This is a genomic window from Peribacillus sp. Aquil_B1, assembly GCF_022603275.1.
In the GTDB taxonomy this organism is placed as follows: domain Bacteria; phylum Bacillota; class Bacilli; order Bacillales; family DSM-1321; genus Peribacillus.
Window position 1 is genome coordinate 217,087 of sequence record NZ_JAKXEE010000004.1, and the last position, 14,567, is coordinate 231,653.

At 38.3% G+C, this 14,567-nt stretch carries 11 protein-coding genes; 10 read left to right on the forward strand and 1 reads right to left on the reverse strand.

Annotation, left to right across the window (positions count from 1 at the left end):
- The first annotated feature begins 39 nt into the window (after nucleotides 1–39).
- From MPH60_RS22345 to MPH60_RS22365, 5 genes are all read left to right on the forward strand, one after another.
- Nucleotides 40–999, forward strand: a complete 960-nt coding sequence (locus MPH60_RS22345) for an L-threonine 3-dehydrogenase (RefSeq protein WP_137017813.1) — start codon at nucleotides 40–42, stop codon at nucleotides 997–999.
- Between the two features lie 331 nt (nucleotides 1,000–1,330).
- On the forward strand, nucleotides 1,331–2,725 hold the full coding sequence (locus tag MPH60_RS22350) for an amino acid permease (protein WP_241589990.1): 1,395 nt from the start codon (nucleotides 1,331–1,333) through the stop codon (nucleotides 2,723–2,725).
- Between the two features lie 199 nt (nucleotides 2,726–2,924).
- Nucleotides 2,925–3,197: an RNA polymerase alpha subunit C-terminal domain-containing protein gene (locus tag MPH60_RS22355; protein ID WP_241590158.1), complete on the forward strand. Its 273-nt coding sequence runs from the start codon at nucleotides 2,925–2,927 to the stop codon at nucleotides 3,195–3,197.
- 96 nt (nucleotides 3,198–3,293) lie between these two features.
- On the forward strand, nucleotides 3,294–4,214 hold the full coding sequence (gene coaA / locus MPH60_RS22360; protein WP_241589989.1) for a type I pantothenate kinase: 921 nt from the start codon (nucleotides 3,294–3,296) through the stop codon (nucleotides 4,212–4,214).
- A gap of 608 nt (nucleotides 4,215–4,822) precedes the next feature.
- Nucleotides 4,823–6,328, forward strand: a complete 1,506-nt coding sequence (locus tag MPH60_RS22365; protein WP_137017810.1) for a malate:quinone oxidoreductase — start codon at nucleotides 4,823–4,825, stop codon at nucleotides 6,326–6,328.
- A 375-nt stretch (nucleotides 6,329–6,703) separates the two neighbouring features.
- Here MPH60_RS22365 and MPH60_RS22370 read toward each other — a convergent pair whose 3' ends face one another.
- A complete protein-coding gene (locus MPH60_RS22370) occupies nucleotides 6,704–7,756 on the reverse strand; it encodes a potassium channel family protein (RefSeq protein ID WP_241589988.1) in 1,053 nt (350 codons plus the stop codon).
- A gap of 892 nt (nucleotides 7,757–8,648) precedes the next feature.
- Here MPH60_RS22370 and MPH60_RS22375 point away from each other — a divergent pair.
- The 5 genes from MPH60_RS22375 to nikD all read left to right on the forward strand — a co-directional run bounded on the left by MPH60_RS22375 (nucleotide 8,649) and on the right by nikD (nucleotide 14,543).
- Nucleotides 8,649–9,986 (forward strand): YjiH family protein, encoded by a 1,338-nt coding sequence (locus MPH60_RS22375; RefSeq protein WP_241589987.1) that lies wholly within the window; start codon nucleotides 8,649–8,651, stop codon nucleotides 9,984–9,986.
- Nucleotides 9,987–10,282: 296 nt separating this feature from the next.
- The gene (gene nikA, locus MPH60_RS22380; RefSeq protein WP_241589986.1) at nucleotides 10,283–11,908 is read left to right on the forward strand and encodes a nickel ABC transporter substrate-binding protein; all 1,626 of its coding nucleotides are present in this window, start codon (nucleotides 10,283–10,285) and stop codon (nucleotides 11,906–11,908) included.
- Between the two features lie 17 nt (nucleotides 11,909–11,925).
- Complete coding sequence (gene nikB / locus MPH60_RS22385) at nucleotides 11,926–12,870, forward strand: nickel ABC transporter permease subunit NikB (RefSeq protein ID WP_241589985.1); 945 nt, start codon at nucleotides 11,926–11,928, stop codon at nucleotides 12,868–12,870.
- The gene (nikC, locus tag MPH60_RS22390; protein WP_063234728.1) at nucleotides 12,867–13,697 is read left to right on the forward strand and encodes a nickel ABC transporter permease subunit NikC; all 831 of its coding nucleotides are present in this window, start codon (nucleotides 12,867–12,869) and stop codon (nucleotides 13,695–13,697) included. Before nikB ends, nikC begins: the two co-directional genes overlap by 4 nt.
- 18 nt (nucleotides 13,698–13,715) lie before the next feature.
- Nucleotides 13,716–14,543, forward strand: coding sequence for a nickel import ATP-binding protein NikD (gene nikD / locus MPH60_RS22395; protein ID WP_241589984.1), 828 nt, complete (start codon nucleotides 13,716–13,718; stop codon nucleotides 14,541–14,543).
- Nucleotides 14,544–14,567 lie beyond the last annotated feature (24 nt).

The window sequence follows — 14,567 nt, forward strand, 5'->3', positions numbered from 1 at the left end:
TGCTTGTTTCGGAGTTTAATACATGGGGAGGGATTTTTGATGAAAAAGGTCTTGGTAACGGGGGCTTTAGGTCAAATTGGTTCAGAATTGACGCTGAAAATGAGAGAGATTTATGGAGCTGACAATATCATTGCAACAGATATTCGAAAAACGGACAGCGATGTTGCTCAATCAGGTCCATTTGAGATATTGGATGTTACGGATGAAAAAGCGATGTATAACATGGCAAAAAAACATGAAGTGGATACGATTATACATTTAGCCGCTTTATTGTCGGCAACAGCTGAAAAGAAGCCGCTTTTAGCTTGGCATTTAAACATGGGCGGATTGGTCAATGCTTTGGAATCTGCACGAGAATTAGATTGCCAATTATTTACACCTAGCTCCATTGGTGCGTTTGGTCCAACCACTCCTAAAGATTGGACACCGCAAGACATCATTCAACGGCCGAACACGATGTACGGTGTGAACAAAGTATCCGGAGAGTTATTATGTGATTATTATCATCATAAATTTGGGGTTGATACGAGAGGTCTTCGATTCCCGGGACTGATTTCGTATGTAACACCTCCTGGCGGCGGAACTACCGACTATGCAGTTGAAATTTACTATGAGGCGATTAAAAACAAGCGATATACATCTTACATTGATAAGGGAACGTATATGGATATGATGTATATGCCGGATGCTTTAGCAGCCATCATTACATTAATGGAGGCGGATGCCTCAAAATTGAAACATCGGAATTCTTTCAATGTTTCTGCCATGAGCTTTGATCCGGAGCAAATTGCAGCCGAAATTAAAAAGCATATTCCGGAATTTGTCATGAATTATGAAGTCGATCCTGTAAGACAATCCATTGCAGACAGTTGGCCAAATACAATTGATTCAACTTGTGCGAAGGAAGAGTGGGGATTCAAGGCGGAATATGATTTGGAGAAAATGACGAATGATATGTTGTTAAAGCTGAGATTAAAGTCCCTTTTAGTAACAGCATAATAAACCTGCCAGCCGAATAAAAGAGTTGCAATACTCTTTTATTCGGGTTACCTTATACAGGGGAATTTTTAATGTTTAAGGGGTGAGCTGTTATAAACGATAAAAAGTAAGCGCTTTCTATGAAACCTTGAACAGAATTAAGAAATAACATGAAATTTGATAATGATCTTTCTAACTGTCAGGAATGCTTAAAAGTGAAGAATGATTTTATGAGGCAGCTTTAAGAAAGGGTAAAAAAAGTGGAGCCTGCTATATCATTTCTATACTAAATAGGGAGTGTATTAAGCATCTTGAAAAAATTTCGACTATTAGTAGTGTAGGGGGAAATGGAATGGCAAACAAAGATTTGAATAGGGACTTGAAAGGTCGTCATATTCAGATGATCGCTTTGGGCGGAACGATTGGTGTCGGTTTATTTATGGGTTCAGCCAGCACGATCCAATGGACAGGCCCGTCTGTAATGTTAGCTTATGCGATCTCTGGGCTTTTTATATTCTTGATCATGCGCGCAATGGGGGAAATGTTGTATTTGGAGCCAAGTACAGGCTCATTTGCAACATTTGGTTATAAGTACATTCATCCATTGGCAGGGTATATGACAGCATGGAGTAACTGGTTCCAGTGGGTTATTGTCGGGATGGCAGAAATTATTGCAGTGGGGACGTACATGCAGTATTGGTTCCCTGATCTCCCTGCTTGGATTCCAGGTTTAATCGCAATGGTGATTCTTGGAGCAGCGAATTTAATTTCCGTTAAATCCTTTGGGGAAATTGAATTTTGGTTTGCATTGATTAAAATCGTGACGATCATTTTAATGATCGTAGCAGGATTTGGACTTATCTTCTTTGGAATCGGTAACGGGGGGGAAGCCTTAGGATTATCGAATCTTTGGGAGCATGGCGGTTTATTTACAGGTGGCTGGAAGGGCTTCTTCTTTGCTCTTTCACTGGTGGTTGCCGCTTATCAAGGTGTAGAATTAATTGGGATTACGGCTGGTGAAGCAAAAAATCCGCAAGAAACGATAACGAAAGCGATTCAAAGTACCATTTGGCGTATTTTAATCTTCTATATCGGTGCGATTTTCATTATTGTAACCGTTTACCCTTGGGATCAATTAAGCGAGATTGGCAGTCCATTTGTTGCGACTTTTGCGAAGGTTGGTATTACGGCAGCAGCTGGAATCATTAATTTTGTCGTAATCACGGCTGCTATGTCTGGCTGCAATAGTGGCATTTACAGTGCTGGACGTATGCTTTACACATTAGGGATGAATGGACAAGCACCAAAATTCTTTGCTAAAGTATCTAATAGCGGTGTTCCTTTATTCGGTACGTTCGGAGTGATAGTCGGGTTAGGAATTGGGGTTGTTTTAAGTTATATTGCACCAGAAAATTTATTTGTGCATGTATACAGTGCGAGTGTACTTCCTGGAATGATTCCATGGTTTGTCATTCTGATCAGTCAAATTAAATTCAGGAAAATCAAAAAAGCTGAAATGCACAATCATCCATTCAAGATGCCGTTTGCACCTGTTACAAACTACCTGACCATCGCTTTCTTGGTCATGGTATTAATCGGTATGTGGTTTAATGATGACACACGTATATCACTTATGGTTGGAATAGGTTTTCTGGCTATCGTTGTGATTAGTTATTTCGCTTTTGGAATAGACAAGCGTGTACAAGCCAATGCTCAGGCAGAGGCTCGGGAAGATAAAGTGGGTTAATCTATCATTCACTTTGGGGTTTACAAAGGGTTGCTGCGGCAGCCCTTTTCCAATGACACCAAAAAGGCAGTTCAGTTTTAACAAGAGATGATAAAATGGAATAAAATGATTGCTTCATTGTGAAGGGTGAACCTTTTATGTTCGGACTTAAAAATCATAAGAAAAGGGGAAGTTGACATTGACAACTTCAAAGAAGAATATGAGGACTTGCGAAAAGGGGCACAAATACTATAAATCCAGCGACTGTCCGACCTGCCCCGTATGTGAGCAGGAACGAAAACCTGACCAAGGATTTCTTTCAGTGCTCTCGGCACCAGCCAGACGTGCATTGGAATACAATGGGGTAACCTCTTTACAACAGCTCTCAACATATAGTGAAAAAGAGATTTTGAAATTTCACGGTATGGGACCAGCTTCTTTACCTAAACTTAGGGCTGTTTTGGAAACAGGCGGGTTATCATTCAAAGATTAATCACTTTACGTGGATAAGGGATCAGGAACATCTTTTTTATGATCATCATCCTTGTTAAACTGATAGTAACTCTAAAAAGTGAGGTAACGAAAAATCATGAGTTCCTATACTCCCTATTTTGAATTCAATCGAGAAAAGTGGGCATCTCTGCGAAACCATACTCCTCTTCCTTTAACTGAAGAAGAATTGGATAACTTAAAAGGAATAAATGAAGAAATATCCATTGTGGAAGTAGAAGAGGTTTATTTGCCCTTGACTCGTTTGATCAATTTACATGTTGAAGCATCTCAGCAGCTTAACACAGCCACCGCTTCATTTTTAAAAACTGATGCTAAAAAAGTACCTTATATCATTGGGATTGCAGGGAGTGTTGCTGTAGGAAAGAGTACGACAGCAAGGTTGCTTCAGACTTTATTATCTAGATGGGATAATCACAGAAACGTAGGTCTTGTCACTACCGACGGTTTTTTGTACCCAAATGATCTTTTAGAAGAAAAAGGACTCATGAAAAGAAAAGGGTTTCCTGAAAGTTATGATACTCAAAAATTAATTAATCTTATCGGTGATGTAAAAGCAGGAAAAAATAAAGTGGAAGTTCCAATCTACTCACATTTGAAGTATGACATTTTGCCAAATGAAGTGCAGACTATCTGTAATCCGGATATTTTAATAGTGGAAGGTGTTAATGTTCTTCAAGTTGACAAGGAAAACCAAGTATTCGTCAGTGACTTTTTTGATTTCTCACTGTATGTAGATGCAGATGTAAACGACGTAGAACGATGGTATGTTGAAAGGTTCCTTTTACTTCAAAAGACCGCATTTCAAAATCCTGAATCCTATTTTCACCGTTATATTAACTTGTCTAAGGAACAGGCCATTAAACAAGCCACTCAAATTTGGGAAGAAATTAATTTGAAAAATTTGCATGAAAATATACTGCCGACAAAAGGACGGGCAAAACTCGTCTTGAAAAAAGGATCAGAACACAAAGTTGAAAATATCTTTTTGCGAAAATAATAAAGATTGTGTATTAGAATAATATTTTTTTGTAATAGCAATAAAGTAAGGAATTTTATTTATAAGGGACTGTGCGATTAGTCTTAAAATTAGCAATATGACCAATGTTCTTACCTTATATTGGTTTAATTATCAGTAATTATTGGTATTGTTATAATATCTAATAATTGGGTGAAATTTATGATACAAGCTAAAAAGGTAGGAGTTTAACATTTTCAGGAAGGTCCTTATTTTTTAGGGAAATGGTTACAGATCTTTCTAATTTCACTTCTGATTTTGTCAATAAATGTGTATTTTCGTCGCTTTTTCCGATCTGTCAATATTATTTCACTAACAGTTTCTTCCTTCAATAAGGGGAAGTTGCTGAAGAAATCTTTTAATGCGACTATCAGGGCGGATAAGTTTAAGCTAATTTCTTCACAAAATCAATATTTTAGCAAAAAAAGTAATAGTAGAATATTTTAATCTATGAAATAATGATAATAGACTATGATATAGTTATAAGGAGACAGAAAAGGTGTGTTCCTTGTTCGTGCCTGGCTTTTTGTGACACCTAAGCAGGAGCGCCTACATCTTTTTTGAAAATATAGGGGATAAGGAAGGTTATAATGAGCAACATACAGAAACAAACAGACGTTATCTTAATTGGCGGCGGAGTCATGAGCGCGACTTTGGGATCATTACTGAAAGAGTTAGCACCGGAATGGGAAATCAAAGTATTTGAGAAGCTTGCAAACGCAGGAGAAGAAAGCTCTAACGAATGGAATAATGCGGGTACGGGTCATTCTGCACTGTGCGAGCTTAACTATACATCCGAAAAATCTGACGGATCTATAGATATAAGCAAAGCAATTAAAATTAATGAACAGTTCCAAGTTTCATTGCAGTTTTGGTCGTACCTTGTAAACTGTAAGCTGATTGATAATCCGCAAGACTTTATCATGCCATTGCCTCATATGAGTATGGTACAAGGGGATAAAAATGTAGCGTTCTTAAAGAAACGTTTTGAAGCGCTGTCAAAAAATCCTCTGTTCCAAGGTATGGAGTTTTCCGATGACCCAGCAAAACTGATGGAATGGATTCCACTTATTATGCAAGACCGTCCATCAAATGATTCTATAGCGGCAACAAAAATAGATTACGGTACAGACGTTAACTTTGGTGCTTTGACACGCATGTTGTTTGACCACCTAAAGACTAAAAACGTCGATATCAAATATAAACATAGTGTCGATAATGTTAAACGGGCTAGCGATGGCACATGGGAATTAAAGGTGCGTAATGTCGATACTGGCAGCGTAGAACGCCACAATGCTAAATTCGTCTTTATCGGAGGCGGGGGCGGAAGCTTGCATTTGCTGCAAAAATCCGGCATTCCTGAAGGGAAGCATATCGGCGGTTTCCCAGTTAGCGGATACTTCATGGTATGTAATAATCCGGAAGTTGTTGCGCAGCATCATGGAAAAGTATACGGAAAAGCTAAAGTTGGTGCTCCACCAATGTCTGTTCCGCATCTTGATACACGTTTTATCGACAATAAAAAATCGTTGCTATTTGGACCATTTGCGGGCTTCTCTCCGAAGTTCTTAAAAACAGGTTCAATGTTCGATTTAATAACTTCCGTAAAACCGAATAATGTTTTAACTATGTTGGCGGCTGGCGCAAAAGAGATGCCATTGACAAAATACCTGATCCAGCAAGTTATGTTATCGAAGGAACAGCGCATGGAAGAGTTACGAGAATTCATCCCGAACGCTAAGAGCGAGGATTGGGATTTAGTAGTAGCTGGCCAACGTGTACAAGTTATCAAAGATACTGCTGAAGGCGGCAAAGGTACACTTCAATTTGGTACGGAAGTTGTCAGTGCATCCGATGGCTCGATTGCAGCATTGCTAGGTGCTTCTCCAGGGGCTTCTACTGCTGTTCATGTTATGCTTGAGGTAATTAATAAATGCTTCCCGCAACGTATGAAAGAGTGGGAACCGAAAATTAAAGAAATGATTCCTTCTTATGGAGAGTCACTAATGGAAAATACAGAGCTTCTGCACGAAATTCAAACTTCAACATCAGAGACGCTTGGTCTAAGCAAAAAAAAAGAGTTAGTTTATAGTTAATTTTTGGATACTGAAGCAACATTGAAATTAAAAACAACAGAACCTTTAATCTATCATTGATTGAAGGTTCTTTTTTTGTTTTAAAGCTTATTCAATTAAGGATTCTTACTTGTAGGCAAACTCAAGGAAAATTGAGTTTGCCTATATTTTTTTATGCGAAATCTTTTGGGATGCTTTAATTGCATCCTCAGTTTGTAGATGAAAGGGCTCTATCTAAAAGTTAAGACTAAGTTGATTGGAGCGGATGTTCGAGACTCCTGCGGGGAAAGCGCGTCTAGGGGAGACCCAGCAGGCGCAAGCCGAGGAGGCTCCCGGACCGCCCGCGGAAAGCGAGTGCCCTTCGTTCCAATCAACGTCCAAATTGTACAAGAGCTTCTAATGCATCTTTGAATTTATTTGGGAAATGGTCTCTTTATTGCAAATAACGAAAAGCTGTGCATCATCAGGAATTCGTGCATCTAATTTTTGGTTTATGTTAAGATCACCACGATCCGCTACCAGTGTGGCTCCTTTGTTAAGAAGATCTATAAACGCATCACGATAGGTTAGCCATTCATCTTGTTTAGGAATCTCATACATAGTTTCTTCATATTTTGTGCTCATAAGTTCTGAATACATGTGGGTGACTCCATGAGAAAATAATGATCGTACTGCAGCGTGGGAGATCATTTCTTGCGTAGGAATAAACTCATCCACCATTACACGCTCGAATAAACGAATATGCTTTTGATTGATCACCTCGGCTGTGACATGGATGGGCGTATTCGTCCTTTCTTCAATGGCCGTTATGGCAGTGGCAACTAATAATGTCTTTCCATCGACAAGTAAAGGATCCTTTGTAGCATAATTATCTTGTGTTATTTGGTCAGCAAAAATGATAACTCCTTTTGCTTTAGGCAGATTTGCACGGAGTAATGTTTCTTCATCGGTGGCATCCCCGCGAACATAAAACAGACGCTCCTCCATCATAGGAGCTTTTTCCAAGTTATCAATGATTACAATATCAATGGTTTCATCAGATTTAAAAATTTCTTGGATTGCAGATTTTGACTTATCACTCCAACCAATCAAAATGATATGATTTTTACCTGTATATTTCATTTTTCCACCAACTTTACGTTTTTCGATAAGATATACAGATTTAATGGTTTTTCCAATAAAAAGACTAACAAGCCCAATACCCGTGATGTAAAGTCCAATGGTAAATGCTTTTCCAAGATCGGTGACCGGTGCATAGTCCCCAAAACCAACCGTAGCAAGAGTTGTAAGAACCCAGTAAACTGAGGTTAAATATGATTCGAACGTCTGTGGCTCAATAGAAAAAGCAACATATGCAGCAACTAATATGTATAAAATGGCAAATGGTATAAAGATTCTACCTCTTAATTTAATCAGGTAATATATTATTTTTTTTACCTTAATTCTCATCATACCCATCCTAGTTTTCAAGTCATCATCGATTAAATTTATATTTCCCCAATTAAACAATTAAATAAACGTAAGTGTAAAAAAACTATTTTTTACCGAAGAAGTGTGCAAGAAGCAGAAGAGAACTATTTAAAATAACGTTCAGTTCTTTTTCTTATGAAAAAAAAAGGGTTTCCATTAAAGCTTAATGGACCACACAACCAGTTTTAGTTTTTTGCAGCAGAACCATGCATTTTGCTATTAAATTCAGCTCTAATTTTAATATAGATTATAAAATGGACAATATTAAATGAATCTTTGTAAATAAATTATAAAATTATCATCAAAAAATAAAATTATTATTAGAATTTTCAGTATACAATGAATGTTAAATAACGGGGAGGTACAATGAAAGCGGATACAATGAATGGAATAACTACTTTATGAAGTAACAGGATTGCATACAAAAGGCAGTACTCCCCATATTAATGAACGACCGGAATATAGCTGAGCACCCAGATGGCGGTGTAAGGCAAGATTGGAACGCGGCACATAACTGCGAGTGTTTTGCTTCGAATCCTCAATAAGAGCTGGAAGAGGGTGAAAAATCTGGGGAATCCTCGTGCATCACGGGCAATGGGCATTTGTGAAACAGGATTGGCCCATGAATAAATAGTTTCAAGACCTTTCCTCCCATATTTGTCTTGTTAGGCTATGGGGGGCGTGCCAAATTTGGATATTTTTAAACGATATGGCGGCAAGCGGAGAACTAAAAGCCCTATCGTAATCGAATGTTGTATTCTGGCCCTGTTGCCTCACTAAATCGTGAGACAGAAGCGATAAAGAGAATCGGATATGGGTATGACGCCAAGAATTTACCCAGCATGCAATTATATAATAGGGGGGAATAATTATGGGATCACCAAATGTGGCGACAAATACGAAACAAGAGAAGCCGCAAATTCAATCAACTACTAATATACTGAAGTTCATAATATATAGTTTAATAGGAAGTTTTATGTTTTTTATTCCTATTACCATAAATGGTGTTTCAAGCATACCGATTGATCATATAGTAACCTGGATCAAAGTAACCCTGCCGTCAGCCGTTCCTATTTATGCTCTTATTGTCATTCTATTAGGAGCTATTTATCCATTTATTTCAAAAATTTGGAGCAAGGATAAGGTATCAATCGTTTTTTCTTTCTTAAAAGTAATAGGTGCTGTTGTTGCGATCTTAATATATTTCAAGATTGGGCCAGAATGGTTAATGGCCCCAAGCATGGGGCCTTTCCTATTCGAAAAACTTGTCATACCCGTTGGGCTTGTCGTTCCTTTTGGTGCTCTATTTTTGGCGCTTCTCATTGGATACGGGCTTCTCGAATTTTTGGGTGTACTGATGCAGCCAATCATGAGGCCGATATTTAAAACGCCGGGGCGTTCAGCAGTTGATATGGTCGCTGATTTAGCAGGAAGCTACTCCATTGGTATGCTTATTACGAATCGACTCTATAAAGAAGGAAAATACACGCTTAAAGAAGCCGCTATTATTGCAACTGGTTTTTCAACCGTTTCAGCAACGTTCATGATCGTAGTAGCAAAAACTCTCGGGCTTATGGATATATGGTCCCTTTTCTTTTGGGTTTCTTTAGGGATCACGTACCTTGTCACTGCCATTACCGTACGTATTTGGCCATTAAATAAAATGAGCGACGATTATTATTCGGATAATGCCGATCCAGAAGAGGTTATCAAAGAAGGACTTCTCAAAAATGCCTGGAGCAGTGCGATGGTGGGAGCGAATAATTCCGTAAGTCTTGGCAGAAATTTATGGGATAACTTAAAGGACGGTTTTCTTATGACAATGAGCATTCTGCCGTCCATTTTATCCGTTGGTCTCATTAGCCTTGTATTAGCGGAGTATACTCCAGTATTTAATTTACTTGGCTATCTTTTTTACCCATTTACTTGGGCATTGCAAATACCTGAACCATTTTTGGCTGCAAAAGCTTCAGCTATAGGAATTGCAGAAATGTTCCTGCCGGCGCTTCTCGTAGTTGAAGCACCTCTTGTAACTAAGTTCATTATTGCCGTGGTTTCTGTATCATCCATATTGTTCTTTTCAGCGACGATCCCTTGTATCCTATCAACCGAAATCCCAATCAGCATTACGAAGTTGATTGTAATCTGGTTTGAACGGACGCTCATCACGTTAATCATTACTGCACCTATCGCAATATTGCTGCTTTAGTACAAACGAATTTTAATTCGATCACAAATCGAATGGGTGCGTTCGTATTATAAGGTCGACCAGTAAAAAGTACTGGTTGACCTTTTTTGATAGAATCTTTTATAACAGTAGGCATGGTAGGACGTAGTATAAATTTTATTTGGAGTAGCATCATCACAGAAAAGGATATTGAGTTTATATGTTTCTAACATAACATTTTTATATCTTTCGAGAATTTCGACATTATATTGACAATAATATAGTTACTCATTAGAATTGAAAATGATTCTCAATATGGTACTGGAGGCACCAATGTTATGTCAAAAAGAAGATACAGCAAACAAGTGTTATTTATATCCGCAATCGTTTTAATTTTATCAACGCTTTTACTTGGATGTACAAATGAATCAAAAGAAAATTCAACTTCAAATAAAGACAGTAAAGACATGCTTACTTTGGCTTGGCCTAGGGATATAGGTGAAATGAATCCGCATGTCTATAATCCTTCTCAATTATTCGCTACATCAATGATATATGAACCTTTGGTTAGCTACCAAGATGGAGGCGAGCTGAAACCGCATTTAGCTGAATCTTGGGAAATTTCCAAGGATGGGAAGGAATATACGTTCAACCTCCGTCAAGATGTGAAATTTTCTGACGGTACAAGCTTTAATGCTGAAATTGTGAAGAAGAACTTTGATGCTATATTGAAAAATGTTGATTTACATAGTTGGTTGGGCTTTATTCCGAAAGTGGATCAAACGGAAGTAATTGACCAAAATACATTTAAACTAACATTAAAGGAACCATATTATCCTACTATTCAAGAGTTAGCCGTCGTTCGTCCAGTCCGATTCTTGGGTGAGGCTGGATTCCCTAAAGATGGTGACACTTCAAAAGGTGTTACAAAACCAGTCGGTACAGGTCCATGGGTTTTGGAAGAATATAAACCAGATGAATATGCTATTTTCAAACGCAATGAAAATTATTGGGGTGAACTCCCTAAAGTAAAGAAAATCAAAGTCAAGATCATTCCTGATGCTGAGACTCGAGTTCTTGCTTTTGAAAAAGGTGACCTAGACCTTATTTATGGTGAAGGTGTTATCAGTCTAGATGCTTTCAAACAATTAGAAACAACAGGTACCTATGAGACTAGTATTTCTGATCCGGTTGCGACAAGACAACTAGTTATGAATACGAAGAAAGAACAACTTTCAGATTTACGTGTTCGTCAAGCATTACAATATGGATTTAATAAAAAAGCAATGGTTGACGGAGTTACTTCTGGGTTGGAAGAGAAGGCAGATTTTATTTTACCGACAAACTTCCCTTATACTTCAGACATTGATGTAACAGCGATTGATTATAATGTTGAAAAAGCAAAAGCTTTATTAGATGAAGCAGGATGGAAGCTTCCAAAAGGCAAAAACGTTCGTGAGAAAGGCGGAAAACCACTTGAAATCGAGTTAATGTACGACTCTGCAGAATCAATTCAAAAAGCAATGGCCGAAACATTACAATCTGAGTGGGCTGCACTAGGTGTTAAATTAAATATCGTTGGAGTTGAGCTTACGGTACAAATTGAAAGATTTAAAGCGAATGATTTTGAATTGAATTTCTTTAGTAACTATGGCGCACCATATGATCCACATACTTTCGTAAACATAGTTGGTTCAGAAGGATTTGGTTTTAACGAAGCCATTTCATCTTATCCGAACAGAGATAAGTTGTTAAAACAAATTGCAGATGTTCCTAGAACAACAGATGAAAAAGAACGTCAAGAACTTTACTCAACTATTTTGGAATCACTGCAAGACCAAGGAGCGATTGTGCCTATTTCTTATATTAAGAAAATAGCTGTTTACCAAAAAGATGTATCTAATTTTACATTCCCTGCTAACCGGGATGAACATCCATTCACAGGAATTAGCATCGAGAAGTAAGTTACAGGAGGGTTTTCATGGGCACTTATATCTTGAAAAGAATTATGGCCATTATTCCCATCTTTCTTTTGGCCACTCTTCTAACGTTTGGAATGATTCACCTTTCACCCGTGGACCCAGCTGAGGCATATTTATCTGCAGCACATATCCAATCTACAGATGAAATATTGGCTCAGAAAAGACATGAGTTTGGCTTAGATCAACCTCTCCATGTTCAATATGTAAACTCTATTATTAAGATATGCCAATTTGATTTTGGCATATCTTATCTTTCGAATAAACCTGTTTGGGACGAGGTTACATATCGAATGCCAGCGACCATTCAGTTAGCTTTAGGTAGCATCATTTTAGCTATCCTGGTCAGTGTCCCTCTTGGATTTTTGGCAGGCATAAAGAAAAACAGTGGTATTGACCATTTTAGTCGCCTTCTCTCTTTTTTCGGGGCATCCATCCCCTCTTTTTGGCTTGGTTATTTATTGATTTTTTTCTTTTCTGTTAAACTCGATCTATTCCCTGTCGAAGGAATCGGGACTTGGCAGCATCTGGTTCTCCCTTCCGTTACTTTAGCTTTGCCATTAATAGCTTTGTATACTCGACTGTTACGTGCTAGCGTTCTTGAAAATTTACAGGAACCTTATGTCCTTTTTGCTCGTACAAGAGGGATTGATGAAAAAGTCATTATGGGAAAACATGTATTGAGAATAGCCATATCTCCTATGATTACTGGACTAGGAATGAATTTAGGAAAGCTTCTGACTGGAACCATTATCGTCGAAGCGGTCTTTTCCTGGCCAGGATTTGGTCGTTATTTCATTGAAGCCATTTTTAATCGGGATGTTCCTGTCATTCAATGCTATGTGCTTTTAGCTGCTGGACTATTCATTTTTAGCAACTTGATTGTTGACCTAATCCAAATGTGTATCGACCCACGCATCTCCAGAAAAGGAGGGCAACGTCAATGATAACAAGTCTTCGTATTATGATGAAAAGTCAGAAAGTGATTGTCCTTTGTTCGATAATATTGAGCTTCCTATTTATCATCACAATCTTGGCACCTTGGATTGCACCTAATGATCCTATTGCTGTCAATTTAGCTAATAAACTACAGCCCTCTTCCTTTGAGTATCCATTAGGAACTGATCATTTAGGAAGATGTACGTTATCACGCATCTTATATGGAGCTCGCATTTCGTTAGGATTTGCCACATTAATCTTTATTTCATCATTAGGCATCGGTTTGATTGTTGGAACCATTGCTGGTTATAAAGGTGGATGGGTGGATCAGGTGCTAATGAGACTTTGTGATGGTGTTATGGCATTTCCTAATCTTTTGCTCATTCTTGGACTTGTTGGTATATTGGGACCTGGCCTTAAACAGGTCATTTTAGCATTGATGCTTGTGCAATGGGTGTATTATGCGAGAATTTTCCGAGGAATGGTACTTAGTCTGAAAGAACAAAACTATATAGCGGCAGCTAAAATAAGCGGTTCTTCTCAATGGAAGATAATAAAGAAACATATTGTTCCAAATGTTCTTCCCCCGCTCGCTGTTATGGGTACCTTAGAAATGGGTTGGGCCATCATGGATATATCGGCCATGTCGTTTCTAGGTTTAGGTGTGCAACCCCCTACACCAGAATGGGGAGCAATGATCCATGAAGGGAAATCGTATATTCGGACGAATCCAGAATTAATGCTATATCCAGGTTTGATGATTATGCTCGTTGTCGTCACCTTCAATTTATTAGGCGAAGCGCTATCAGAACGTTTTGGAGTCAAACGTCGTTAATAAAAAGGAATGAGAAGATTGGGAACAGAACAGTCGAATGTATTAAAAGTGAGCGATCTGCACGTAAAAGTACAAACAAAAGATGGTGCTTCCACCCTCGTTCAGGATATTAATTTGGAGCTGGAAAAAGGGAAGGTATTGGGTCTTGTTGGGGAAAGTGGGAGTGGTAAAACCGTTACGAGTATGTCCATTCTACAGCTTCTTGATCGGAGAACAACGACCATTGAAGGTAGCATTACCCTCCAAGGACGAGAATTGAATGGTTTAGACGATAAAGAAATACGTGAAATTCGCGGCAAGGATATTGCCTTTATTATGCAAAATCCGATGAATGCATTTACGCCTGTTTTTACAATTGGCAATCAATTTATCGAAACGATTAGGTCTCATACCTCATTGAATAAAAAACAAGCAAAAGAGCTTGCCATCGATGCGATGCAAAATGTAAACCTGCCAGATTCCGCGAAACTATTAAAAAGCTACCCATTTCAATTGAGTGGAGGGATGCTTCAACGCGTGATGATTGCGATGGCCGCATGTTTAAATCCTACCGTTATTATTGCTGATGAGCCGACAACTGCACTCGACGTTCATAACCAATTACAAGTACTTCGCCACTTGGATAAAATTCGTTCTGAATATGGAACATCCATTTTACTCATTTCTCATGATCTAGGAGTCATTTCTGAAATGGCAGATGATGTAGTCGTTATGCAACATGGCAGAATTGTAGAAACAGCAAATGTGTTTGAACTATTTGATAATCCGCAGCATGAGTATACAAAGAAACTGCTAAATGCCCGCCTTAGCATTAATCATGAAGAACCTATCACCCATATGTTGTGATATATAGACTGCATTCTATTGGGG

Bases quoted from the DNA above. Each gene is read 5' to 3' on its own strand.
- nikB (WP_241589985.1), top strand. From the start codon at position 11,926: ATGGGCACTTATATCTTGAAAAGAATTATGGCCATTATTCCCATCTTT.
- nikC (WP_063234728.1), top strand. From the start codon at position 12,867: ATGATAACAAGTCTTCGTATTATGATGAAAAGTCAGAAAGTGATTGTC.
- MPH60_RS22375 (WP_241589987.1), top strand. From the start codon at position 8,649: ATGGGATCACCAAATGTGGCGACAAATACGAAACAAGAGAAGCCGCAA.
- MPH60_RS22355 (WP_241590158.1), top strand. From the start codon at position 2,925: ATGAGGACTTGCGAAAAGGGGCACAAATACTATAAATCCAGCGACTGT.
- MPH60_RS22370 (WP_241589988.1), bottom strand. From the start codon at position 7,756: ATGAGAATTAAGGTAAAAAAAATAATATATTACCTGATTAAATTAAGA.
- MPH60_RS22345 (WP_137017813.1), top strand. From the start codon at position 40: ATGAAAAAGGTCTTGGTAACGGGGGCTTTAGGTCAAATTGGTTCAGAA.
- MPH60_RS22365 (WP_137017810.1), top strand. From the start codon at position 4,823: ATGAGCAACATACAGAAACAAACAGACGTTATCTTAATTGGCGGCGGA.
- nikA (WP_241589986.1), top strand. From the start codon at position 10,283: ATGTCAAAAAGAAGATACAGCAAACAAGTGTTATTTATATCCGCAATC.
- coaA (WP_241589989.1), top strand. From the start codon at position 3,294: ATGAGTTCCTATACTCCCTATTTTGAATTCAATCGAGAAAAGTGGGCA.
- MPH60_RS22350 (WP_241589990.1), top strand. From the start codon at position 1,331: ATGGCAAACAAAGATTTGAATAGGGACTTGAAAGGTCGTCATATTCAG.